22 protein-coding genes are annotated in these 21,183 nt (G+C 61.4%); 14 read left to right on the plus strand and 8 right to left on the minus strand.

Annotated features, from left to right (window positions below):
- Positions 1 to 5: 5 nt before the first annotated feature.
- From AC07OF_RS03705 to AC07OF_RS03755, 11 genes are all read left to right on the plus strand, one after another.
- Positions 6 to 644, plus strand: a complete 639-nt coding sequence (locus tag AC07OF_RS03705) for an MlaC/ttg2D family ABC transporter substrate-binding protein (RefSeq protein ID WP_038614367.1) — start codon at positions 6 to 8, stop codon at positions 642 to 644.
- On the plus strand, positions 641 to 946 hold the full coding sequence (locus AC07OF_RS03710) for an STAS domain-containing protein (protein WP_157193969.1): 306 nt from the start codon (positions 641 to 643) through the stop codon (positions 944 to 946). The genes AC07OF_RS03705 and AC07OF_RS03710 overlap by 4 nt, the downstream gene beginning before the upstream one ends.
- Positions 947 to 1,061: 115 nt before the next feature.
- On the plus strand, positions 1,062 to 1,301 hold the full coding sequence (locus AC07OF_RS03715; protein ID WP_028942843.1) for a BolA family protein: 240 nt from the start codon (positions 1,062 to 1,064) through the stop codon (positions 1,299 to 1,301).
- A gap of 24 nt (positions 1,302 to 1,325) precedes the next feature.
- Entirely contained in the window at positions 1,326 to 2,591 is a 1,266-nt protein-coding gene (gene murA / locus AC07OF_RS03720; RefSeq protein ID WP_157193967.1) for a UDP-N-acetylglucosamine 1-carboxyvinyltransferase, read from the plus strand.
- A 107-nt stretch (positions 2,592 to 2,698) separates the two neighbouring features.
- Entirely contained in the window at positions 2,699 to 3,334 is a 636-nt protein-coding gene (hisG, locus tag AC07OF_RS03725) for an ATP phosphoribosyltransferase (protein ID WP_028942845.1), read from the plus strand.
- A 126-nt stretch (positions 3,335 to 3,460) separates the two neighbouring features.
- Complete coding sequence (hisD, locus tag AC07OF_RS03730; protein WP_157193965.1) at positions 3,461 to 4,786, plus strand: histidinol dehydrogenase; 1,326 nt, start codon at positions 3,461 to 3,463, stop codon at positions 4,784 to 4,786.
- Between the two features lie 2 nt (positions 4,787 to 4,788).
- A complete protein-coding gene (hisC, locus tag AC07OF_RS03735) occupies positions 4,789 to 5,835 on the plus strand; it encodes a histidinol-phosphate transaminase (RefSeq protein WP_495072582.1) in 1,047 nt (348 codons plus the stop codon).
- Between the two features lie 151 nt (positions 5,836 to 5,986).
- Positions 5,987 to 6,637: a FadR/GntR family transcriptional regulator gene (locus tag AC07OF_RS03740; RefSeq protein ID WP_038614356.1), complete on the plus strand. Its 651-nt coding sequence runs from the start codon at positions 5,987 to 5,989 to the stop codon at positions 6,635 to 6,637.
- Positions 6,638 to 6,652: 15 nt separating this feature from the next.
- A complete protein-coding gene (locus tag AC07OF_RS03745) occupies positions 6,653 to 7,936 on the plus strand; it encodes a CynX/NimT family MFS transporter (protein ID WP_157193961.1) in 1,284 nt (427 codons plus the stop codon).
- Between the two features lie 93 nt (positions 7,937 to 8,029).
- The gene (locus AC07OF_RS03750; RefSeq protein ID WP_157193959.1) at positions 8,030 to 8,500 is read left to right on the plus strand and encodes a nuclear transport factor 2 family protein; all 471 of its coding nucleotides are present in this window, start codon (positions 8,030 to 8,032) and stop codon (positions 8,498 to 8,500) included.
- A 67-nt stretch (positions 8,501 to 8,567) separates the two neighbouring features.
- A complete protein-coding gene (locus AC07OF_RS03755; protein WP_232478209.1) occupies positions 8,568 to 8,840 on the plus strand; it encodes a GIY-YIG nuclease family protein in 273 nt (90 codons plus the stop codon).
- Here the strand turns inward: AC07OF_RS03755 and yejK are convergent.
- Positions 8,821 to 9,828, minus strand: coding sequence for a nucleoid-associated protein YejK (gene yejK, locus AC07OF_RS03760; RefSeq protein WP_038614347.1), 1,008 nt, complete (start codon positions 9,826 to 9,828; stop codon positions 8,821 to 8,823). The two genes, AC07OF_RS03755 and yejK, sit on opposite strands and share 20 nt — an antisense overlap.
- A 408-nt stretch (positions 9,829 to 10,236) precedes the next feature.
- Here yejK and AC07OF_RS03765 point away from each other — a divergent pair, with 408 nt between their 5' ends.
- Positions 10,237 to 10,518: an HU family DNA-binding protein gene (locus tag AC07OF_RS03765; RefSeq protein ID WP_009398256.1), complete on the plus strand. Its 282-nt coding sequence runs from the start codon at positions 10,237 to 10,239 to the stop codon at positions 10,516 to 10,518.
- A gap of 50 nt (positions 10,519 to 10,568) precedes the next feature.
- Here the strand turns inward: AC07OF_RS03765 and rlmF are convergent, their stop codons facing one another.
- The 5 genes from rlmF to AC07OF_RS03790 form a co-directional block, all read right to left on the minus strand.
- Positions 10,569 to 11,531 (minus strand): 23S rRNA (adenine(1618)-N(6))-methyltransferase RlmF, encoded by a 963-nt coding sequence (gene rlmF, locus AC07OF_RS03770; RefSeq protein WP_157193955.1) that lies wholly within the window; start codon positions 11,529 to 11,531, stop codon positions 10,569 to 10,571.
- 109 nt (positions 11,532 to 11,640) lie between these two features.
- Positions 11,641 to 14,487, minus strand: coding sequence for a valine--tRNA ligase (locus AC07OF_RS03775; protein ID WP_495072583.1), 2,847 nt, complete (start codon positions 14,485 to 14,487; stop codon positions 11,641 to 11,643).
- Positions 14,488 to 14,623: 136 nt separating this feature from the next.
- Complete coding sequence (locus AC07OF_RS03780) at positions 14,624 to 14,983, minus strand: DNA polymerase III subunit chi (protein ID WP_157193951.1); 360 nt, start codon at positions 14,981 to 14,983, stop codon at positions 14,624 to 14,626.
- 5 nt (positions 14,984 to 14,988) lie between these two features.
- A complete protein-coding gene (locus AC07OF_RS03785) occupies positions 14,989 to 15,417 on the minus strand; it encodes a DNA polymerase III subunit chi (RefSeq protein ID WP_038614340.1) in 429 nt (142 codons plus the stop codon).
- A gap of 51 nt (positions 15,418 to 15,468) precedes the next feature.
- Positions 15,469 to 16,962 (minus strand): leucyl aminopeptidase, encoded by a 1,494-nt coding sequence (locus AC07OF_RS03790; protein ID WP_157193950.1) that lies wholly within the window; start codon positions 16,960 to 16,962, stop codon positions 15,469 to 15,471.
- 286 nt (positions 16,963 to 17,248) lie between these two features.
- Here AC07OF_RS03790 and lptF point away from each other — a divergent pair, with 286 nt between their 5' ends.
- Positions 17,249 to 18,364, plus strand: a complete 1,116-nt coding sequence (lptF, locus tag AC07OF_RS03795; protein WP_157193949.1) for an LPS export ABC transporter permease LptF — start codon at positions 17,249 to 17,251, stop codon at positions 18,362 to 18,364.
- A complete protein-coding gene (gene lptG / locus AC07OF_RS03800; protein ID WP_157193948.1) occupies positions 18,357 to 19,418 on the plus strand; it encodes an LPS export ABC transporter permease LptG in 1,062 nt (353 codons plus the stop codon). The genes lptF and lptG overlap by 8 nt, the downstream gene beginning before the upstream one ends.
- 799 nt (positions 19,419 to 20,217) lie before the next feature.
- Here the strand turns inward: lptG and AC07OF_RS03805 are convergent.
- Together AC07OF_RS03805 and AC07OF_RS03810 are read right to left on the minus strand one after the other, a co-directional pair.
- On the minus strand, positions 20,218 to 20,706 hold the full coding sequence (locus AC07OF_RS03805) for an RDD family protein (protein WP_157193947.1): 489 nt from the start codon (positions 20,704 to 20,706) through the stop codon (positions 20,218 to 20,220).
- A gap of 164 nt (positions 20,707 to 20,870) precedes the next feature.
- Positions 20,871 to 21,083, minus strand: coding sequence for a cold-shock protein (locus tag AC07OF_RS03810; protein WP_010220199.1), 213 nt, complete (start codon positions 21,081 to 21,083; stop codon positions 20,871 to 20,873).
- Between the last annotated feature and the right edge of the window lie 100 nt (positions 21,084 to 21,183).

Below are 21,183 nucleotides of genomic sequence, written 5' to 3' on the forward strand. Positions count from 1 at the left end.
TTTCCATGATTTCTATCCTGCGACGCGGCTTGCTGGTACTGCTGGCTGCGCTGCCGTTGATGGCTGGCGCAGCTGCTCAGTCCCCCAAAGAGGTGATTCAGGGGACAACCACCCAGTTGCTGGCCGACCTGAAGGCCAACAAAGAGCAATACAAGGCCAACCCGAGTGCGTTCTACGATGCCTTGAACGCCAATCTGGGGCCGGTGGTCGATGCCGATGGCATCTCGAAAAGCATCATGACCGTCAAGTATTCGCGCAAGGCCACCCCGGAGCAGATGCAGCGCTTCCAGGAAAACTTCAAGCGCAGCCTGATGCAGTTCTACGGCAACGCCTTGCTCGAGTACAACAACCAGGGCATCACTGTCGGCGCCGAGAAAAAGGACGGTGATGACCGTGCCAGCGTCGACATGACCGTCAAGGGCAACAACGGCGCGATCTACCCGGTTCAGTACACCATGACCAAGCTGGGCGATGAATGGAAAGTACGTAACGTCATCGTCAACGGCATCAACATCGGCAAACTGTTCCGTGACCAGTTCGCTGACGCCATGAACCGTAATGGCAACGACCTGGACAAGACCATCGACGGCTGGGCCGGCGAAGTGGCCAAGGCCAAGGAAACTGCCGAGAAGCAAGAGCAATGAGTGATAGCGCCGTGACCATGAACGAGCCAGGTGTGTTGAGCCTGGCCGGGGTGCTGGACTACCGCAGCGGGCCCGCCTTGCGCAAGGAAGGTAAAGCCTTGATCACGGCGTGCAAGGCCGGCGCCCTGGTGCTCGATTGCTCGCAGGTGGAGAAATCCAGCAGCGTCGGCTTGTCCCTGTTGCTGGCATTCATGCGCGATGGCAAGGCGGCCGGCAAGGCTGTCGAGGTTCGCGCAATGCCTCAGGATATGCGTGAAATCGCCGAGGTTTATGACCTCGACGAGGTGCTGGCCGGTCAATGACCGCCAGCCAGCGACTGGCCCCTCTGTCAGAGTCTCCGTTTACGGGGTTCGCAGGCGAGGGGCTTTTTTGTATGATGGCCGACCCGCGCGCACAGGGCGCCGATTGAGGTTGAGCATGCAGGCCGTAGAAGTTAAGAACTTCCTTGAAGAAAAGTTGCCGGGAACCCGGGTCGAAGTTGAAGGCGAAGGCTGCAACTTCCAGTTGAACGTGATCAGTGACGAATTGGCGGCCCTGAGCCCGGTCAAGCGTCAACAGCAGATCTATGCTCACCTTAACCCGTGGATCACCGATGGCAGCATCCATGCGGTAACCATGAAATTTTTCAGCAGCGCAGCCTGGGCTGAGCGCAACTGAGCCTAAATTGGCGGCGAGACACAAATGGACAAACTGATTATTACTGGCGGCGTTCGTCTTGATGGCGAAATCCGCATTTCCGGTGCCAAGAACGCGGCCCTGCCGATTCTTGCCGCTACCCTGCTTTGCGATGGTCCGGTCACGGTCGGCAACCTGCCGCACCTGCACGACATCACCACCATGATCGAGCTGTTCGGCCGCATGGGCATTGAGCCGGTGATCGACGAGAAGCTCGCGGTAGAGATCGATCCGCGCACCATCAAGACCCTGGTCGCGCCGTACGAGCTGGTGAAAACCATGCGCGCCTCGATCCTGGTACTGGGCCCGATGGTTGCCCGCTTTGGCGAAGCCGAAGTGGCACTGCCTGGCGGTTGCGCCATTGGTTCGCGTCCGGTCGACCTGCACATCCGTGGTCTTGAAGCCATGGGCGCAAAGATCGAAGTCGAAGGTGGCTACATCAAAGCCAAGGCGCCTGAAGGCGGTCTGCGCGGTGCGCACTTCTTCTTCGACACCGTCAGTGTGACCGGTACCGAGAACATCATGATGGCCGCTGCCCTGGCCAAGGGCCGCAGCGTGCTGCAGAACGCCGCGCGTGAGCCGGAAGTGGTCGATCTGGCCAACTTCCTCAACGCCATGGGCGCCAAGGTTCAGGGCGCCGGCACCGACACCATCACCATCGATGGCGTCGAGCGTCTGGGTTCTGCGACCTACCGGGTCATGCCGGACCGTATCGAAACCGGTACCTACCTGGTTGCCGCTGCCGTCACCGGTGGCCGGGTCAAGGTCAAGGACACCGATCCGACCATCCTCGAAGCCGTCCTTGAAAAACTCAAGGAAGCGGGTGCCGAAGTCACCACCGGTGAAGACTGGATCGAGCTGGACATGCATGGCAAGCGGCCAAAAGCCGTGAACCTGCGTACCGCGCCGTATCCGGCATTCCCGACCGACATGCAGGCGCAGTTCATCTCGCTCAACGCCATTGCCGAAGGCACCGGTGCGGTGATCGAGACGATCTTCGAAAACCGTTTCATGCACGTTTACGAAATGCACCGCATGGGCGCGCATATCCAGGTGGAAGGCAACACCGCCATCGTCACCGGCACCAAAACCCTCAAGGGCGCGCCAGTCATGGCCACCGACCTGCGGGCTTCGGCGAGCCTGGTGCTGTCGGCCCTGGTGGCCGAAGGCGACACCCTGATCGACCGCATCTACCACATCGACCGTGGTTACGAGTGCATCGAAGAAAAACTGCAGATGCTGGGCGCGAAGATCCGTCGCGTACCGGGCTAGTCTGTGACCGGCGCAGGGACGCGCCAGCCAATTGCTGCACCGAATTGAATGCGGTCGGGCCACATCAGGCCCGGCCGGCTGTAGCCGCATAAGGACCGACGTTTCCCATGTTGACCATCGCGCTATCCAAAGGTCGGATTCTCGACGATACCCTGCCGCTGCTGGCGGAAGCCGGTATCGTGCCGACCGAGAACCCGGACAAGAGCCGCAAACTGATCATCCCGACGACTCAGGACGACGTACGTCTGCTGATCGTACGGGCTACCGACGTGCCGACCTATGTCGAGCATGGCGCCGCCGATCTGGGTGTGGCGGGCAAGGACGTGCTGATGGAGTACGGCGGCCAGGGCCTTTACGAGCCGCTGGACCTGCAGATTGCCCAGTGCAAGCTGATGACCGCCGGTGCCATTGGCGCCGCTGAGCCCAAGGGCCGTCTGCGCGTGGCGACCAAGTTCGTCAATGTCGCCAAGCGTTATTACGCCGAACAGGGCCGTCAGGTCGATATCATCAAGTTGTACGGTTCGATGGAGCTGGCGCCGCTGATCGGTCTGGCCGACAAGATCATCGACGTCGTCGACACCGGCAACACCCTGCGTGCCAATGGCCTGGAACCCCAGGAACTGATTGCCACCATCAGCTCCCGGCTGGTGGTCAACAAGGCTTCGATGAAGATGCAGCATGCGCGCATCCAGAGCCTGATCGACACCCTGCGCCAGGCTGTCGAATCGCGACACCGCGGCTGATTCCTGCGCGCGACCTTCGCTGTCGCGCCCATCTATCCGCGTCATAGCCAATTTTCTCGGGTGCCCGCGCGGATGGACTGGTAGCTTAGGGCGCCTGAGCATTCGCCATTTATTGAGGCCCTCGCTATGACCACGTCCACTGCAATTGCCCGACTCAATGCCGCTGACCCGGATTTCGCCCGACATCTGGATCATCTGTTGAGCTGGGAAAGTGTGTCTGACGATGCGGTCAACCAGCGTGTGCTCGACATCATCAAAGCCGTGCGCGAGCGCGGTGACGCGGCACTGGTGGAATTCACCCAGCGTTTCGATGGCGTTGCAGCCAAGTCGATCGACGACCTGATCCTCGGTCGTGAGCGCCTGGAACTGGCCCTGACCCGCATCACCGCAGCCCAGCGCGAAGCCCTGGAAAAGGCTGCCAGTCGCGTGCGCAGTTACCACGAGCGGCAGAAGCAGGACTCCTGGAGCTACACCGAGGCTGACGGTACGGTGCTGGGCCAGAAGGTCACCCCGCTGGATCGTGCCGGCCTGTATGTGCCGGGCGGCAAAGCGTCCTACCCTTCGTCGGTACTGATGAACGCGATTCCGGCCAAGGTTGCCGGCGTCGGTGAAGTGGTGATGGTGGTGCCAACCCCGCGTGGTGAGGTCAACGAACTGGTGCTCGCGGCCGCCTGCATTGCCGGTGTCGACCGGGTGTTCACCATCGGTGGCGCCCAGGCGGTAGCGGCGCTGGCCTATGGCACCGAGAGCGTGCCGCAGGTCGATAAGGTGGTCGGCCCCGGCAACATCTACGTCGCCACGGCCAAGCGCCACGTGTTCGGCCAGGTCGGTATCGACATGATTGCCGGTCCTTCGGAAATTCTCGTGGTCTGTGACGGCCAGACCGATCCGGACTGGATCGCCATGGACCTGTTCTCCCAGGCCGAGCACGACGAAGATGCCCAGGCGATCCTGGTCAGCCCGGATGCAGCGTTCCTCGACAAGGTGGCTGCCAGCATCGACAAGCTGCTGCCGACCATGGAGCGTGCCGAAATCATCAAGACTTCGATCAATGCTCGTGGTGCGCTGATCCAGGTGCGTGACATGCAGCAGGCCATGGAAGTCGCCAACCGTATCGCGCCTGAACACCTGGAGCTGTCGGTGGCTGATCCACAGGCCTGGCTGCCGCAGATTCGCCACGCCGGCGCGATCTTCATGGGACGCCACACCAGCGAAGCCCTGGGCGATTACTGCGCAGGTCCGAACCACGTGTTGCCAACCTCCGGTACCGCGCGCTTCTCCTCGCCGCTGGGGGTATATGACTTCCAGAAGCGTTCGTCGATCATCTTCTGCTCCGAGCAGGGCGCATCGGAACTGGGCCACACCGCCTCGATCCTCGCCCGTGGCGAATCGCTGACCGCCCACGCCCGTAGCGCCGAATACCGCATTGTTGCCGACAAGAAGGGGAACTGAGCATGAGTAAATTCTGGAGCCCCTTCGTCAAGGATCTGGTGCCTTACGTTCCGGGTGAGCAACCGAAGCTGGCCAGGCTGGTCAAGCTCAACACCAACGAGAACCCCTATGGCCCGTCGCCCAAGGCGCTGGAGGCCATGCGCGGCGAGTTGAACGACAATCTGCGTCTGTACCCGGACCCCAACAGTGACCTGCTCAAGCAGGCAGTGGCGGAGTATTACGGGGTCAACGGCAACCAGGTGTTCCTCGGCAATGGTTCGGACGAAGTGCTCGCGCACATTTTCCACGGCCTGTTCCAGCACGGCGCGCCGCTGTTGTTCCCGGATATCAGCTACAGCTTCTATCCGGTGTATTGCGGTCTGTATGGCATTCCTTGCGAAGCGGTAGCACTGGACGAGCAGTTCCAGATCCGCGTCGAGGACTACGCCAGGCCCAATGGCGGCATCATCTTCCCCAACCCCAATGCCCCGACCGGCTGCCTGTTGGCGCTGGAGGCTATCGAGCAACTGCTCAAGGCCAACCCGGAGACGGTGGTGGTGGTCGATGAAGCCTACATCGATTTCGGTGGGCAGACGGCAATCAGCCTGGTAGACCGCTACGACAACCTGCTGGTTACCCAGACCTTGTCCAAATCGCGCTCGCTGGCGGGCTTGCGGGTCGGTCTGGCGGTGGGTCACCCAGACCTGATCGAGGCGCTGGAGCGGATCAAGAACAGCTTCAACTCCTATCCGCTCGATCGCATGGCCATCGTCGGTGCGGCTGCAGCGTTTGCGGATCGGGCCTACTTCGACGAAACCTGCCGCAAGGTTATCGACAGTCGCGAGGAGCTGGTGGCCGAGCTTACTGCGCGTGGCTTCGAAGTACTGCCTTCGGCAGCCAACTTCATCTTTGCCCGTCATCCGCAGCAGGATGCCGGCGAACTGGCAGCCAGGTTGCGTGAGCAAGGGGTGATCGTGCGTCACTTCAAGCAACCACGCATTGCCCAGTTCCTGCGTATCACCATTGGTACTCCGGAGATGAATCAGGCATTGGTTGATGCTTTGAACTGATTCCGCGCTGCCCCTATCGCCGGCAAGGCCGGCTCCCACAAGGTTCGTATCAATCCTGTGGGAGCCGGCTTTGCCGGCGATTGCTTTTCCAGGAGGCAAAGCGTTAATCTTCCGTTTCTCTAATTCGTCCGATGATTGGATGTAAGCGCAAATGACCTTGCTAATCAAACGCTCGCTGGTCGAACAGGCTGTCGATCAACTGCGTCAGCGCATCGCCAATGGCGCCTGGGCGGTGGGCCAACGCCTGCCCACTGAGCCTGAGCTGGCGACAGAATTGGGCATCAGCCGAAATACCGTGCGTGAAGCCATGCGCGTGCTCGCCTTCAGTGGCCTGGTCGAAGTCCGCCAGGGTGACGGCAGCTATCTACGCACCGCGGTCGACCCGTTGCAGGCAGTCCAGGCATTGTCCCGCTGCAATCTTGAACAGGCACGGGAAACGCGGCACATCCTCGAAGCCGAGGCGATTGGCCTGGCAGCGCTACGTCGCACTGACGAGGACCTGCAAGGTCTGCGTGAAGCGCTGGCCCATAGCAGCGAGCATTTTCACGCTGACCTGGAGCGTTATGTCAGCTGCGACCTGATCTTCCACCAACGCCTGGTGGATGCCGCGCACAACCCGGCATTGAGCGAGTTGTACCGCTATTTCTCCGGGGTAGTGGCCGCTACCGTGCACCACAACCTGAGCCAAGCGCCGCGCTGCCAGATGGTTTTCGACCTGCATGGCCAGATTCTCGACGCTATCGAACAACGCGATTCGGACAAGGCCAAAGCCCTGAGCCGGACCCTGATCAACGAATCCTGACCTTGCGAGGCTGCCATGGCGCATGACACTGCTCGAAACACCCAGCCGGCCAACGGGCCGGAGCTGGAAGAACTGCTGATCGACGCCGAAGCCGACGACGAACAGGTGCAACAACAATCGGTGCTGCTCACGCGCCCTTGGTTGTTGCTGCTTGGCCTGGTGCTGGTGGCGCTGAACTTGCGCCCGGCGCTGTCGAGCATGGCGCCGTTGCTCAGCCAGGTCTCCGATAGCCTCGGCCTGACCGCCTCTCAGGCCGGCTTGCTGACGACACTGCCGGTACTTTGCCTGGGACTGTTTGCGCCCTTGGCACCAATCCTGGCACGGCGCTTTGGCAGCGAGCGGGTGATCCTCGGCATCCTCCTGACCCTGGCTGCCGGCATCGCCGTGCGTAGTGCTTTCGGCAGTACCGGGGTGTTTGTTGGCAGCATCATGGCTGGGGCCAGCATTGGCGTGATCGGGGTCTTGTTGCCGGGTATCGTAAAGCGCGACTTTCCCAAGCATGCGGGCACGTTGACCGGGGTTTACACCATGGCGCTGTGCCTGGGAGCTGCCATGGCCGCAGGTGCCACGGTACCGTTGAGCGAGCATTTTGGCGACAGCTGGTCGCTGGGCCTGGGCTTTTGGTTGATACCGGCGCTGCTGGCGGCGCTGATCTGGCTGCCGCAAGCGCGCCAGGGGCACGGAGCACATCATGTGGCTTATCGGGTACGCGGCCTGCTGCGCGATCCACTGGCCTGGCAGGTAACCCTGTACATGGGGCTGCAGTCGTCGCTGGCCTACATTGTCTTCGGTTGGTTGCCGTCGATTCTCATCGGTCGCGGCCTGTCCCCGACCCAGGCGGGTCTGGTGTTGTCGGGTTCGGTGATCGTGCAGTTGATCAGCTCGCTCAGCGCGCCATGGCTGGCAACGCGTGGCAAGGATCAGCGTCTGGCCATTGTCGTGGTCATGCTCCTGGCGCTGGCCGGTCTGTTCGGCTGCCTGTATGCGCCGCTCGATGGTCTGTGGGGCTGGGCAGTCGTGCTCGGGCTGGGGCAGGGCGGCACCTTTGCCCTGGCGCTGACCTTGATCGTGTTGCGCTCCAAAGATGCCCATGTGGCCGCCAACCTGTCGAGCATGGCCCAGGGCGTCGGCTACACCCTGGCATCCATGGGGCCGTTCGCCGTGGGTCTGGTGCACGACCTGACCGGAGGCTGGAATGCGGTCGGCTGGATTTTTGCGGTGCTGGGCGTCGGTGCCATCGGTTTTGGCTTGAAGGCCGGGCGCAATCTGCATGTGCAGGTGGTCAGCGAGCGAGTTTGAAGCCATCGGTATTCAGCAGGTAAATGCCCATAGCTTTTTGCCATATGAGCGGACTATCGTGCGGGTCTATTCCATCGGAAACGGACCCGCCTCATGAGCGATGCCCACAGTGCTTTGATCACCCGCTTCTACGAGGCTTTCCAGCGCCTGGACGCTGAAGCGATGGTTGCCTGCTACAGCGCAGATATCATCTTCAGCGACCCGGCCTTCGGCACCCTGCGCGGCAAGGACGCCGGCGACATGTGGCGAATGCTCAGCACCCGAGCCAAGGACTTTTCCCTGACCTTCGACAACGTGCACGCCGATGAGCGTAACGGCAGTGCGCACTGGGTTGCGACCTACCTGTTCAGCCAGACCGGGCGCACGGTGGTCAACGATATCCAGGCGCGCTTTGTTTTTCGCGACGGCAAGATCTGCGAGCATCACGACAGCTTCGATCTGTGGCGCTGGTCGCGGCAGGCGTTGGGCACGACAGGGCTGTTGCTGGGCTGGACACCGATGGTCCAGGGCAAGGTTCGCCAGCAGGCATTGAAAGGCCTGCGCGCGTTTCAGGCCGGTCGCTGAACGGGTAAGCTGTGGGCTTTGTCGTCGAATAGTCCGCACCGTGTCCGAAGCTGCCGTCGAAACTCCCGTGAAACCCTGGTATGTCTACCTGGTGCGTGCCGCCAACGGCTCGTTGTACTGCGGAATCAGTGATAACCCGCAACGGCGTTTCATCGCCCACCAGAAGGGCCAGGGCGCGCGCTATTTCAGTACCAGTCCGGCAGTGGCGCTGGTCTACGTCGAGGCCTGGCCGGACAAGGCCGAGGCGCTGCGCCAGGAGCGGCTGGTGAAGAAGCTGCGCAAAAGCGCCAAGGAGGCCCTGGTGGCCTCCTGGCAGGGACTCAGTCCTTGCGACGCTTGAGCTGATCGGTCAGTTGCGTCGGCAGGCCTTTGATGATCAGCGTGCCGGCTTCTTCGTCGTATTCGATCTTCGAGCCCAGCAGGTGCGCCTCGAAACTGATCGACAGTCCTTCAGCGCGGCCGGTGAAACGGCGGAACTGGTTCAGGGTGCGCTTGTCGGCAGGGATCTCCGGCGACAGGCCGTAGTCCTTGTTGCGGATGTGTTCGTAGAAGGCCCGTGGGCGGTCCTCGTCGATCAGCCCGGAAAGCTCCTCCAGGGTCACTGGCTCACCGGCCTTGGTCTGGCTGGTGGCGTAGTCGACCAGGGTCTGGGTTTTCTCGCGGGCGGCCTCTTCAGGCAGGTCCTCGCTTTCGACGAAATCGCTGAAGGCTTTGAGCAGGGTGCGGGTTTCGCCGGGGCCGTCGACGCCCTCCTGGCAGCCGATGAAGTCGCGGAAGTATTCCGAGACCTTCTTGCCGTTCTTGCCTTTGATGAACGAGATGTACTGTTTTGAGGTTTTGTTGTTCTGCCACTCGGAGAGGTTGATCCGCGCGGCCAGGTGCAGCTGGCCCAGGTCCAGGTGGCGGGACGGGGTAACGTCGAGTTCGGCGTTCACCGCCACGCCTTCACTGTGATGCAGCAGGGCGATGGCCAGGTAGTCGGTCATGCCTTGCTGGTAGTGGGCGAACAGGACGTGACCACCGACCGACAGGTTGGATTCTTCCATCAGTTTTTGCAGGTGCTCGACGGCGACCCGGCTGAAGGCGGTGAAGGTGCTGCCGTCTTCCAGGTACTCTTTCAGCCAGCCGCTGAACGGATGGGCACCGGATTCGGCGTGGAAGAACCCCCAGGCTTTGCCTTGTTTGGCGTTGTAGCTGTCGTTGAGGTCGGCCAGGAGGTTTTCGATGGCGCTGGACTCGGCCAGCTCGGAGTCGCGTGCGTGCAGCACAGCGGGGCTGCCATCGGGTTTCTTGTCGATCAGGTGGACGATGCAATGACGGATCGGCATGGGATTCTCGGTTGAAAATGGGCGGTGCTGGCCGCGTTGCAAAGTTGCCAAGTGTACCTCAGCCCAGAGGTGATTCAGCGGCCAGATGTTGGCAGAAATGTCGGTTGTTCGTTTTTTGTTCAGTTTTTTGCGTTTTTTCGCGCAAAGCCCCGAAAAACCTGCACATTTAGCCGGTCAGCTGCGGATATTTATCCATTCCTGTGGTAGTTTTGCCCGGTCTTGCGCCCCGTGTGTGGCGCATTGCTGGCAGACCGCTCGCGTCACGTCGAACCAAACGCCGTTTTACGTATCTACATACGCGAATGACGTGGCTGTAACACCGGACCGCCGGTTACCCCGCAGGTCTGGCTCGATGACTGACGTAGCACTCTGCATACTCACTGAATTTGATAGGGAAGGAACACCACCATGGCATTGACCAAAGACCAACTGATCGCCGACATCGCCGAAGCTATCGACGCGCCGAAAACCACCGCGCGTAACGCTCTGGAGCAACTGGGCCAGATCGTTGCTGATCAACTGGAAAATGGCAGCGAAATCACTCTGCCAGGCATTGGCAAACTGAAAATCACCGAGCGTCCTGCCCGTACCGGCCGCAACCCTTCGACTGGCGCTGCCATCGAAATCGCTGCCAAGAAAGTCGTCAAGTTCGTTCCAGCCAAAGTGCTGACCGACGCTGTAAACAAGTAATTGTAAGCAGTTTCGAAAAACCGCGTCCGGGTTGCCCGGACGCGGTTTTTTTATGCCTTGCTGCTGGCCCAGCGCTGTGCCCGCCAGGCCTGGCGGGCATTGGCGTCCTGGAAGGTCCAGGCGACCATGCGGCTTTGTTTCTGCCCTTGGCCCATCTCGACAATCCGTACGTCCTGCGCACCGGCTTTCTTCAGCGCCGCCTGGATGCCGGGCAGGTTGGAGGCTTTGGACACCAGTGAGGTGAACCACAGCACCTGCTGGCCGAGCGCGGCGCTTTCTGCCACCAGTTGGCTGACGAAGCGGATTTCGCCGCCTTCGCACCAGAGCTCGTTGTTCTGCCCGCCAAAGTTCAATACCGGCAATTTACGCTTGGGGTCGGCCTTGCCCAAGGCTCGCCACTTGCGCTGGCTGCCGCGGGTGGCTTCTTCCCGTGAGGCATGGAAGGGCGGGTTGCACAGGGTCAGGTCGTAACGCTCGTCGTCTTTGAGCAGGCCGAGCAGGATGTGCTTGCGGCTGCCTTGCTGGCGCAGGCTGATGGCTTTATCCAGGCCGTTGGCCTGAACAATGGCTTTGGCAGCGGCCAGGGCCGTGGTGTCGATGTCCGAGCCAAGAAAGCGCCAGCGGTAGTCGCTGTGGCCCAGCAGCGGATAGATGCAGTTGGCGCCGACGCCGATATCCAGGGCGCGCACCTGGGCACCGCGGGGAATCTCGCCGTTGTTGTCATCGGCGAGCAAGTCGGCCACGACGTGGATGTAGTCAGCGCGGCCGGGAATCGGCGGGCACAGGTAGTCGGCCGGGATGTCCCAGTGCTGGATGCCGTACTGGGCCTTGAGCAGCGCGCGGTTGAACACCCGGACGGCGTCGGGGTTGGCGAAGTCGATGCTCGGCTTGCCGTGGGGATTGGTGATCATGAACGTGCCCAGTTCGGGGCTGCTCTTGATCAGCTCGGGAAAGTTGTAGCGACCCTGGTGGCGGTTGCGCGGGTGCAGGGTCGGTTTGTTGGCTGTGGTCATTTTTGGGTCCGGTGAAAAGCATCGCGGGCAACGCCCGCTCCCACAATGTCATGTACCGACCTGTGGGAGCGGGCGTTGCCCGCGATAGCGTCACTGAGGTCAGCGATCGTTACAGTGCGGCAATCCGCGCATGCTGCTCGGTGAAGTTGGCCAGGGCCTGTTCGGCCTCGGCCAGCTTGGCGCGTTCCTTGTCGATCACCGCAGGCGGTGCCTTGTCGACGAAGGAGGCATTGGACAGCTTGCCGCCGACACGCTGGACTTCACCCTGCAGACGCTGGATTTCCTTGTTCAGGCGCGCCAGTTCCGCATCTTTATCGATCAGGCCGGCCATCGGTACCAGCACTTGCAAATCACCCACCAGCGCGGTGGCGCTCAGTGGTGCTTCGTCCTGCTCGCCCAGCACGGTGAAGGATTCGATCTTCGCCAGCTTCTTCAGCAGTGCTTCGTTTTCCTGCAGACGGCGCTGGTCTTCGGCGCTGGCGTTCTTGAGGAACAGTTGCAGCGGTTTGCCCGGGCCGATGTTCATCTCGCCGCGGATGTTGCGCACGCCGAGCATCAGCTCCTTGAGCCATTCGATATCGCCTTCGGCAGCGGCATCGATGCGGCTTTCGTTGGCCACCGGCCACGGCTGCAGCATGATGGTCTTGCCTTCGGCACCGGCCAGCGGCGCCAGGCGCTGCCAGATTTCTTCGGTGATGAACGGCATGAACGGATGAGCCAGGCGCAGCGCCACTTCCAGCACGCGTACCAGGGTGCGGCGGGTGCCACGGGCGCGTTCGACCGGAGCGTTTTCGTCCCACAGCACAGGCTTGGAGAGCTCCAGGTACCAGTCGCAGTACTGGTTCCAGATGAACTCGTAGAGCGCCTGGGCAGCCAGGTCGAAGCGGAACTGCTCGAGCTGGCGGGTCACTTCGGCTTCGGTGCGTTGCAGCTGCGAGATGATCCAGCGATCCGCCAGCGACAGCTCGTAGGCTTCGCCGTTCTGGCCGCAGTCTTCGCCCTTGTCCAGCACGTAGCGGGCGGCGTTCCAGATCTTGTTGCAGAAGTTGCGATAACCTTCGACGCGACCCATGTCGAACTTGATGTCGCGGCCGGTCGAAGCCAGCGAGCAGAAGGTAAAGCGCAGGGCGTCGGTACCGTAGCTGGCGATGCCTTCGGGGAACTCGGCCTTGGTCTGCTTGGCGATCTTCTCGGCCAGCTTTGGCTGCATCAGGCCGCTGGTGCGTTTCTCCAGCAGCTCGTCGAGAGTGATGCCGTCGACGATGTCCAGTGGGTCCAGAACGTTGCCTTTGGACTTGGACATCTTCTGGCCCTGGCCGTCGCGGACCAGACCGTGAACGTAGACGGTCTTGAACGGCACTTGCGGGGTGCCATCTTCGTTCTTCACCAGGTGCATGGTCAGCATGATCATCCGGGCAACCCAGAAGAAAATGATGTCGAAGCCGGTGACCAGCACGTCGGTGGAGTGGAATTTCTTCAGGAATTCGGTCTGCTGCGGCCAGCCCAGGGTCGAGAAGGTCCACAGGCCCGAGCTGAACCAGGTGTCGAGGACGTCGTTGTCCTGGTTCAGGACCACGTCGGCACCGAGGTTGTGCTTGGCGCGCACTTCTTCTTCGCTGCGGCCGACGTAGACCTTGCCGGACTCGTCGTACCAGGCCGGAATACGGTGGCCCCACCACAGCTGGCGGCTGATGCACCAGTCCTGGATGTCGCGCATCCAGGAGAAGTACATGTTCTCGTACTGCTTGGGTACGAACTGGATGCGGCCGTCTTCGACAGCGGCGATCGCCGGTTCAGCCAGCGGCTTGGTCGAAACGTACCACTGGTCGGTCAGCCACGGTTCGATGACGGTGCCGGAGCGGTCGCCTTTCGGCACTTTCAGGGCGTGGTCGTCGACGCTGACCAGCAGGCCGGCGGCGTCGAAGTCGGCAACGATCTGCTTGCGCGCGACGAAGCGGTCAAGACCGGCGTACTGGGCAGGCAGGGTGGCGTCGACACTTTCGTTGACGCTGCCGTCGAGGTTGAACACCTGGGCGGCCGGCAATACGAAGGCGTTCTTGTCGAAGATGTTCAGCAGCGGCAGGTTGTGACGCTTGCCGACTTCGTAGTCATTGAAGTCGTGGGCCGGGGTGATTTTCACACAGCCGGTGCCGAATTCAGGGTCGCAGTAGTCGTCACCGATGATCGGGATGCGGCGGCCAACCAGTGGCAGCTCGACGAACTTGCCGATCAGCGCCTTGTAGCGCTCGTCTTCGGGGTTCACGGCCACGGCGGCGTCGCCGAGCATGGTTTCCGGACGGGTGGTGGCAACGATCAGGTAGTCTTTGCCGTCGGCGGTCTTGGCGCCGTCAGCCAGCGGGTAGCGCAGGTTCCACAGGTGACCTTTCTCGTCGTGGTTTTCCACTTCAAGGTCGGAGATCGCCGTGTGCAGCTTGGTGTCCCAGTTGACCAGGCGCTTGCCGCGGTAGATCAGGCCGTCTTCATGCAGGCGCACGAAGGCTTCCTTGACCGCTTCGGACAGGCCGTCGTCCATGGTGAAGCGCTCGCGGCTCCAGTCGACCGAGGAGCCCAGGCGACGGATCTGGCGGCTGATGTTGCCACCGGACTGGTCTTTCCATTCCCAGACTTTTTCCAGGAATTTCTCGCGACCCAGGTCGTGGCGGCTCTGGCCTTTGGCCTCGAGCTGACGCTCGACCAGCATCTGCGTGGCGATACCAGCGTGGTCGGTTCCCGGCTGCCACAGGGTGTTGCGGCCCTGCATGCGGCGGAAACGGATCAGGGCATCCATGATCGCGTTATTGAAACCATGACCCATGTGCAGGCTGCCGGTGACGTTCGGCGGCGGAATCATGATGGTGTAGGAATCGCCCGCGCCTTGCGGAGCGAAGTAATTCTCGGACTCCCAGGTGTTGTACCAGGAAGTTTCAATAGCGTGCGGCTGGTAGGTCTTATCCATGCGCGGCGGGACCCTATGGCATTTATTCAGGAAAGCCGAGCAGTATAACGGGGATAAGTGCCGGGGCGTAGCATGAGGTGATGGCAGGAGGCAAAAACATCGCGGGGCAAGTCGAATCGTCCCGCGATGGGTTCAATTATGGGTTAAGCAGACGCTCAAGGCGGGCATCAAGACGGCGCTTGATCTCGTTCTCGATGTGCGGGGTAAAGTCGTTGATCACGTCCTGCATGATCAACTGAGCGGCAGCGCGCAGTTCGGCATCCAGATGCAGCAGGGTTTCCTGGCGTTTTGCCTGCGGGTCGAGCGGCGGTTCTGGCGTAGGCGCTGGAGCAACCACAGGTGCAGGCTCAGCCTCTTCGAGCAGCAGCGGAATCTGCTCTTCAACTGTGTCGGTCAGCAGCGGCGGTTCAAGGGATTCGTCGCCCAGCAGTTGGCGGATCGACTCGAGGTCGTCCAGCAGGTGTGCAGATTGGGGCAGGGGAGTGGGTTTATCCATCGTCTTCAGAGTCGCTGTAAGCGGTGATCCTGCAGAGCATAGCCCTGTTCGCGGTAGAAACGGAAACTCTCTCGGGCAGCCTGACGAATCGTTGGCTCCTCGACCACGATCTCGGCGATGCGGGCAAAGCGGGCGGCGAACGGCGCAACCTTGAGGTCGAGGTTGATCAGCAGGTCCTGGTGGCTACCGGGATCGTCTCCCAAACCCAGTACCACGCTGCCCTGAGGCTGTTCTTCGGCAGCATTGTGCGGCACGAAAGCTTCACCCTTGAAGGCCCACAGGCGGGCATCCAGCTCATCGCGCTGGGCGGCGTCGCTGCAGTGCAGGTAGACCTGATGACCCATGCGCCAAGCCTTTTCGCAGAGCTTGCAGGCGAAATCCAGGCGCGCCGAGGGCGCGTCGCTGGGCAGAATATAGAAGTCAACTTTGCTCATGGTCAGCTTGCCAGCCGTCTACATCCGGGAACGTAGACGGCCGGCACTCACTCAGGCGTTGGCGCGGTCGAGCAGGTACTGGGTCAGCAGCGGCACCGGGCGGCCAGTGGCGCCCTTGTCCTTGCCGCCACTGATCCAGGCGGTTCCGGCGATATCCAGATGGGCCCAGTTGTAGGCCTTGGCAAAGCGCGACAGGAAGCAACCGGCGGTGATGCTGCCGGCCTTCGGGCCGCCGATGTTGGCGATGTCGGCGAACGGGCTGTCCAACTGTTCCTGGTACTCGTCGAACAGCGGCAGTTGCCAGGCACGGTCGTCGGCACGCTTGCCGGCGTCGAGCAACTGGTTGACCAGCTCGTCGTTGTTACCCATCAGGCCCGAGGTGTGGCTGCCCAGGGCGACAATGCAGGCGCCGGTCAGGGTGGCGATGTCGACCACCGCCTGAGGCTTGAAGCGTTCGGCATAGGTCAGGGTATCGCACAGCACCAGGCGGCCTTCGGCGTCGGTGTTGAGGATTTCGACGGTCTGCCCGCTCATGGTGGTGACGATATCGCCCGGACGGGTGGCGCCGCCGCTTGGCATGTTTTCGGCACAGGCCAGCAGGCACACCAGGTTGATCGGCAGTTGCAGCTCAAGTACCGCGCGCAGGGTGCCGAAGACACTGGCTGCACCGCCCATGTCGAACTTCATTTCATCCATGCCGGCGCCAGGTTTGAGGCTGATGCCGCCGGTGTCGAAAGTGATGCCCTTGCCGACCAGCACGAACGGTTTCTCGCTCTTCTTGCCGCCCTGGTAGTTGAGCACGATCAGGCGTGGCGGCTGGTCGCTGCCCTGGCCAACGGCGTAGAACGCGCCCATGCCCAGATCCTTGATCTTTTTCTCGTCGAGCACTTCGACTTTCAGGCCCTTGAAGGCTTTGCCCATGCCCTTGGCCTGCTCGGCCAGGTAGCTTGGGTGGCAAACGTTGGGTGGCAGGTTGCCCAGGTCGCGGGCAAAGCTCATGCCGGCCGCAATCGCGCGGGCGTGCTTGACGGCGCGCTCGACGTCGGCGGCACCGGCCTTGTCGGCCAGCAGGGTGATTTTCTTCAGGGCGCGGGGTTCGGCCTTCTTGCTTTTGAACTGGTCGAAGACGTATTCACCGTCGAGCAGGGTTTCGGCCAGCAGGCGCGACTTGCCATAAAAGGCATCGCGGCCGCTGACGGCGACATCGTCCAGCGCCAGTACCGCGTCGCTGCCGTTGAGGCCCTTGAGCACTGCCAGCACGCTGGCAACCACTTTGCGCCAGCTGCGATCGCCCAGTTCGCTGTCTTTGCCGGTGCCGACCAGCAGCACGCGCTCGGCCTTGAGGTTGGGCAGGCTTTGCAGCAGCAGGGTCTGGCCCGGCTTGCCGGTCAGGTCGCCACGCTTGAGCACGGCACTGATGGCACCGCCGCAGGCTTCGTCGATGGCCTTGGCGCTGGCGCCGAGTTTGCGGCCTTCCGCGACTGCGAGCACCAGCGTGGCGGTTTTCAAGGATGCAGCGGCTACGCTTTTTACAACCAGTTCCATGTCAGGTTCCCCGAATGATCTGTCTTTGTGCGCTGTCTGTGCAGGCACTTTAAGCGAGCTGGCCGCGTGGTCGCGTGCCAGTGAGAAAGCCGCCAGTTTGAGCCTGCTCGGACCGACCTGACAACCCCGTTAATGAAGCATTGTGCATCGCCAGTGACAGGCACGGCCAATCACAGGATAATGCGCCAACTTTTGTGCGGGTTCGCTCTGGCGGGTCAGCAACTATCTTGGCTGTTATGGATTCTTTGTTTGGCTGTCCGAGCCTGACAACCCAGGAGTGTCTGGTTTGATCGTCTTCCGATATCTGTCCCGCGAGGTCCTGGTGACCTTGAGTGCCGTCAGCGCTGTGCTGCTGGTGATCATCATGAGCGGGCGCTTCATCAAATACCTGGCCCAGGCGGCCCAGGGCATACTCGACCCGGGTGTGCTGTTTCTGATCATGGGCTATCGCCTGCCGGGGTTCCTGCAGTTGATCCTGCCGCTGGGCTTGTTCCTGGGGATCCTGCTGGCCTACGGCCGGCTGTACCTGGAGAGCGAGATGACCGTGCTGTCGGCCACCGGCATGAGCCAGCAGCGTCTGCTGGGCATGACCATGGCACCGGCCGCCCTGGTGGCCTTGCTGGTCGCCTGGTTGAGCCTGGGCCTGGCGCCGCAGGGGGTCACCCAGGTAGCGCAGATCATCAACCAGCAGGACGCCCTGACCGAATTTGATACCCTGGTGCCAGGGCGATTCCAGACCCTGCGCGATGGCTCCCGGGTGACCTACACCGAGCAATTGTCCGAAGACCGCGGCAACCTGGCGGGTGTGTTCATTTCCGAGAAGCGTTTCTCCTCGGACAAGTCCAAGGAGCGTGCGCCTTCGGTGCTGGTCGCTGAAAAAGGTCGTCAGGAAGTCGGTGCCGACGGCAACCGCTACCTGATTCTGGAGAACGGTTACCGTTATGACGGTAATCCGGGGCAGGCCGATTACCGCGCGATCAAGTACGACACCTATGGCGTGCTGTTGCCCAAGCCTGAAGTCAGTGAGGAAGTCACTGATCGCGAGGCTATCCCGACCTCCGAACTGTTTGGCAGCGATGGCCGCCGTGAGCGTGCCGAGCTGCAATGGCGCCTGTCGTTGCCGTTGCTGGTATTCGTGGTAACCCTGCTGGCGGTGCCGCTGTCACGGGTCAATCCCCGTCAAGGCCGTTTCCTCAAGCTGCTGCCGGCCATTCTTCTGTATATGGCGTACTTGACCATGCTGATCGCTGTACGTGGCGCCCTGGAAAAAGGCAAGTTGCCGATCGGTCTGGGGATGTGGTGGGTGCACGGCCTGTTCCTGCTCATCGGCCTTGGGCTGATGTATTGGGAACCGCTACGCCTCAAGCGTGCCGCGCGTCGTGCGGAGGTGGCCCATGGTTAAGCTCGACCGTTACATCGGCAAGAGCGTACTGCTGGCCATTCTTGCCGTGCTCGGCATCATTCTGGGCCTGGCGTCGTTGTTTGCCTTCATCGACGAGATGGGCGATATCAGCGACAGCTATACCCTGATGGATGCGGGCAATTTCGTTTTGCTGACCGCGCCACGGCGTCTTTACGACATGCTGCCGATGGCCGCCCTGATCGGCTGCCTGATCGGTCTGGGCAGCCTTGCCAGCAGCAGTGAGCTGACCATCATGCGCGCTGCCGGGGTGTCGATCGGACGCATCGTCTGGGCGGTGATGAAGCCGATGCTGGTGCTGATGCTGGCCGGTATCCTGATTGGCGAATACCTGGCACCTGTGACCGAGAACAAGGCCCAAGCCGATCGTTCGCTGGCTCAGGGTAGCGGCGAGGCCCAGAGCTCCAAGCGCGGCATGTGGCATCGCCAGGGCGAAGAGTTCGTGCACATCAACTCGGTGCAGCCCAACGGCCTGTTGTATGGCGTGACCCGCTATCGTTTCGACAACGAGCGTCACCTGGTTACCTCCAGCTTTGCCCGTCGTGCCCAGTACCAGGAAGATCACTGGCAGCTGAGTGACGTGACCACCACGTATTTCCGTGGCGATCACACCGAAGTGGTCAAGGCGCCTGCAGAGCGCTGGGACGTCACCGTCACGCCGCAACTGCTCAATACCGTGGTGTTGGCACCTGATTCCCTGTCGATCAGCGGGCTGTGGCAGTACATCCACTACCTGTCTGACCAGGGTCTGAACAACGCCCGTTACTGGCTGGCATTCTGGACCAAGGTCCTGCAGCCGATGGTGACGGCGGCGTTGGTGCTGATGGCTATCTCGTTCATCTTTGGTCCGCTGCGTTCGGTGACCCTGGGGCAGCGGGTCTTTACCGGCGTACTGGTGGGCTTCGTGTTCCGTATCGCCCAGGATTTGCTCGGGCCATCGAGCCAGGTGTTCGGCTTCCCGCCATTGCTGGCGGTGGCGATACCGGCGGCGATCTGTGCCGGGGCTGGCTGGTGGATGTTGCGGCGCGCGGGTTAAACGTTGCGGGCATGAAAAAGCCGACCTTAGGGTCGGCTTTTTTTTTGGGGAGTTGAGGCTGCGAGCTTATCCAGTTTGTGTGGCGATGCTGCCGGCCCCTTCCGCCTTTACGGCGGCCTACTTTTTCTTGGAAAAAGTAGGCAAAACCGCTGGCTCCTGCATCCGGCCCTACGCTGCGCTTCGGGTCCCCTCGCTACGGTGTCTTCCAGGGGCATCGCGGCCTACGACTTGCTTCGCCAAGTCTACGGCTCGCGAACTTCGGCTAAGGCCGAAGGGTGCTGCGCACCAGCCCCCTCCAGACACCTCCACTCGGCCTCCTGAAGTCGCAAAGTTACGGGCGGCGCCTGCACTGGCGTATCTTCGAAATCAGACTCTGGCGCAGCCAGTCTGAGGCCATCGCGGGATAAGCCCGCGAGCAAAGTAAGTAACGATTCGCTCTCGCTCTCGTTCTTGATCTTCATTCGCGTAAGTTCAGGCGCTGCGGACTGCGACTTCAGGAGGCCGAGCGTAGGTACCTGTAGGGGCCGGTGCGCAGCACCTTCGGCGTAGCCGAAGAACGCGAGCCGTAGACTTGGCGAAGCAAGTCGTAGGCCGCGTGGCCCCGGAAGGTGCCGTAGCGAGGGGACCCGGAGCGCAGCGTAGGGCCGGATGCAGGAGCGAGCGGTTTTGCCTACTTTTTCCAAGAAAAAAGTAGGCCGCCGTAAGGGCGGAAGGGGCCGGCAGCGGCGCCACACAAAATGGATAAGCTCACAGCCACAACAACCTTCCAAGGATTCCGTGAAGAGTCTTTCTGTGTCGCTTATTTTTTCGCTTTGGGCAACTGCACCAACTGCGTATCGGAGTAGATGTCATGCCAGGCACGCTGGCGCTTGTCGAACAGCGACCAGATGAAACCCAGACCCAGGCACAGCCACGAGGCGATGGCGACGACAAAACGCAGCAGGGCCTGCCACAGACTGATAGCGCTGCCATCGGCATTCTGTACGCGAATGCGCCACACCTGCATGCCCAGGGTCTGTCCACCGTGGGTCCAGAACTTGGCGAAGAAGCCAAACAGAGCGAACAGCAGAATGGTCGATAACAGTGGGTCGCCGTCCAGGGCGCCGGCTTCGGTCAGCTGACGCATGCGCGCTTCACCGATGATCGCCATCTGGATCATCTTGTACACGCCAGCAGTAACGATCAGCAGCGCGGTGCACAACAGGAAATCGTAGAACATGGCGGCCAGGCGCCGACCGAAGCCGACAACCGGGAAATCGCCCTGGGGCTGCAACAACTGCTTGGGCATACACGGGCCCTCCTTGGGCAAAACGGCCATTCTACGGAATTACGCGCCCAAGTCGTTGCCCTGTGACACGGTTTGTCTTTCACGCCCTTATCGCGGGGCAAGCCCGCTCCCACAGGCACAAAAAAGCCCCTGCTGTTGCCAGCAGGGGCTTTTTATATCGGGAATCAGGCTTCCGCGATAACTTCGTCAGCCTGCATGCCTTTCTGGCCTTGCACGGCGATGAAGGTCACTTTCTGGCCTTCTTTCAGGCTCTTGAAGCCGTTGCCCTGAATAGCGCGGAAGTGTACGAACAGATCCGGACCGCTTTCTGGAGTGATGAAACCAAAACCTTTCTCGTCGTTAAACCACTTGACGGTACCGCTCTGACGTTGGGACATTGTCTTATTTCCTTTGAAACTTAGAATTAGTAACAGCTTCTTCCAAATGAAAGAGTACTGGGCTGGGTTGCAGGAAAGTAAGAGACGTCGAACGGGTTGT

The organism is Pseudomonas sp. GW821-FHT10B02 (assembly GCF_059415665.1).

Bases quoted from the DNA above. Each gene is read 5' to 3' on its own strand.
- AC07OF_RS03705 (WP_038614367.1), top strand. From the start codon at position 6: ATGATTTCTATCCTGCGACGCGGCTTGCTGGTACTGCTGGCTGCGCTG.
- AC07OF_RS03710 (WP_157193969.1), top strand. From the start codon at position 641: ATGAGTGATAGCGCCGTGACCATGAACGAGCCAGGTGTGTTGAGCCTG.
- AC07OF_RS03715 (WP_028942843.1), top strand. From the start codon at position 1,062: ATGCAGGCCGTAGAAGTTAAGAACTTCCTTGAAGAAAAGTTGCCGGGA.
- murA (WP_157193967.1), top strand. From the start codon at position 1,326: ATGGACAAACTGATTATTACTGGCGGCGTTCGTCTTGATGGCGAAATC.
- hisG (WP_028942845.1), top strand. From the start codon at position 2,699: ATGTTGACCATCGCGCTATCCAAAGGTCGGATTCTCGACGATACCCTG.
- hisD (WP_157193965.1), top strand. From the start codon at position 3,461: ATGACCACGTCCACTGCAATTGCCCGACTCAATGCCGCTGACCCGGAT.
- hisC (WP_495072582.1), top strand. From the start codon at position 4,789: ATGAGTAAATTCTGGAGCCCCTTCGTCAAGGATCTGGTGCCTTACGTT.
- AC07OF_RS03740 (WP_038614356.1), top strand. From the start codon at position 5,987: ATGACCTTGCTAATCAAACGCTCGCTGGTCGAACAGGCTGTCGATCAA.
- AC07OF_RS03745 (WP_157193961.1), top strand. From the start codon at position 6,653: ATGGCGCATGACACTGCTCGAAACACCCAGCCGGCCAACGGGCCGGAG.
- AC07OF_RS03750 (WP_157193959.1), top strand. From the start codon at position 8,030: ATGAGCGATGCCCACAGTGCTTTGATCACCCGCTTCTACGAGGCTTTC.
- yejK (WP_038614347.1), bottom strand. From the start codon at position 9,828: ATGCCGATCCGTCATTGCATCGTCCACCTGATCGACAAGAAACCCGAT.
- AC07OF_RS03765 (WP_009398256.1), top strand. From the start codon at position 10,237: ATGGCATTGACCAAAGACCAACTGATCGCCGACATCGCCGAAGCTATC.
- rlmF (WP_157193955.1), bottom strand. From the start codon at position 11,531: ATGACCACAGCCAACAAACCGACCCTGCACCCGCGCAACCGCCACCAG.
- AC07OF_RS03775 (WP_495072583.1), bottom strand. From the start codon at position 14,487: ATGGATAAGACCTACCAGCCGCACGCTATTGAAACTTCCTGGTACAAC.
- AC07OF_RS03780 (WP_157193951.1), bottom strand. From the start codon at position 14,983: ATGGATAAACCCACTCCCCTGCCCCAATCTGCACACCTGCTGGACGAC.
- AC07OF_RS03785 (WP_038614340.1), bottom strand. From the start codon at position 15,417: ATGAGCAAAGTTGACTTCTATATTCTGCCCAGCGACGCGCCCTCGGCG.
- AC07OF_RS03790 (WP_157193950.1), bottom strand. From the start codon at position 16,962: ATGGAACTGGTTGTAAAAAGCGTAGCCGCTGCATCCTTGAAAACCGCC.
- lptG (WP_157193948.1), top strand. From the start codon at position 18,357: ATGGTTAAGCTCGACCGTTACATCGGCAAGAGCGTACTGCTGGCCATT.
- AC07OF_RS03805 (WP_157193947.1), bottom strand. From the start codon at position 20,706: ATGCCCAAGCAGTTGTTGCAGCCCCAGGGCGATTTCCCGGTTGTCGGC.
- AC07OF_RS03810 (WP_010220199.1), bottom strand. From the start codon at position 21,083: ATGTCCCAACGTCAGAGCGGTACCGTCAAGTGGTTTAACGACGAGAAA.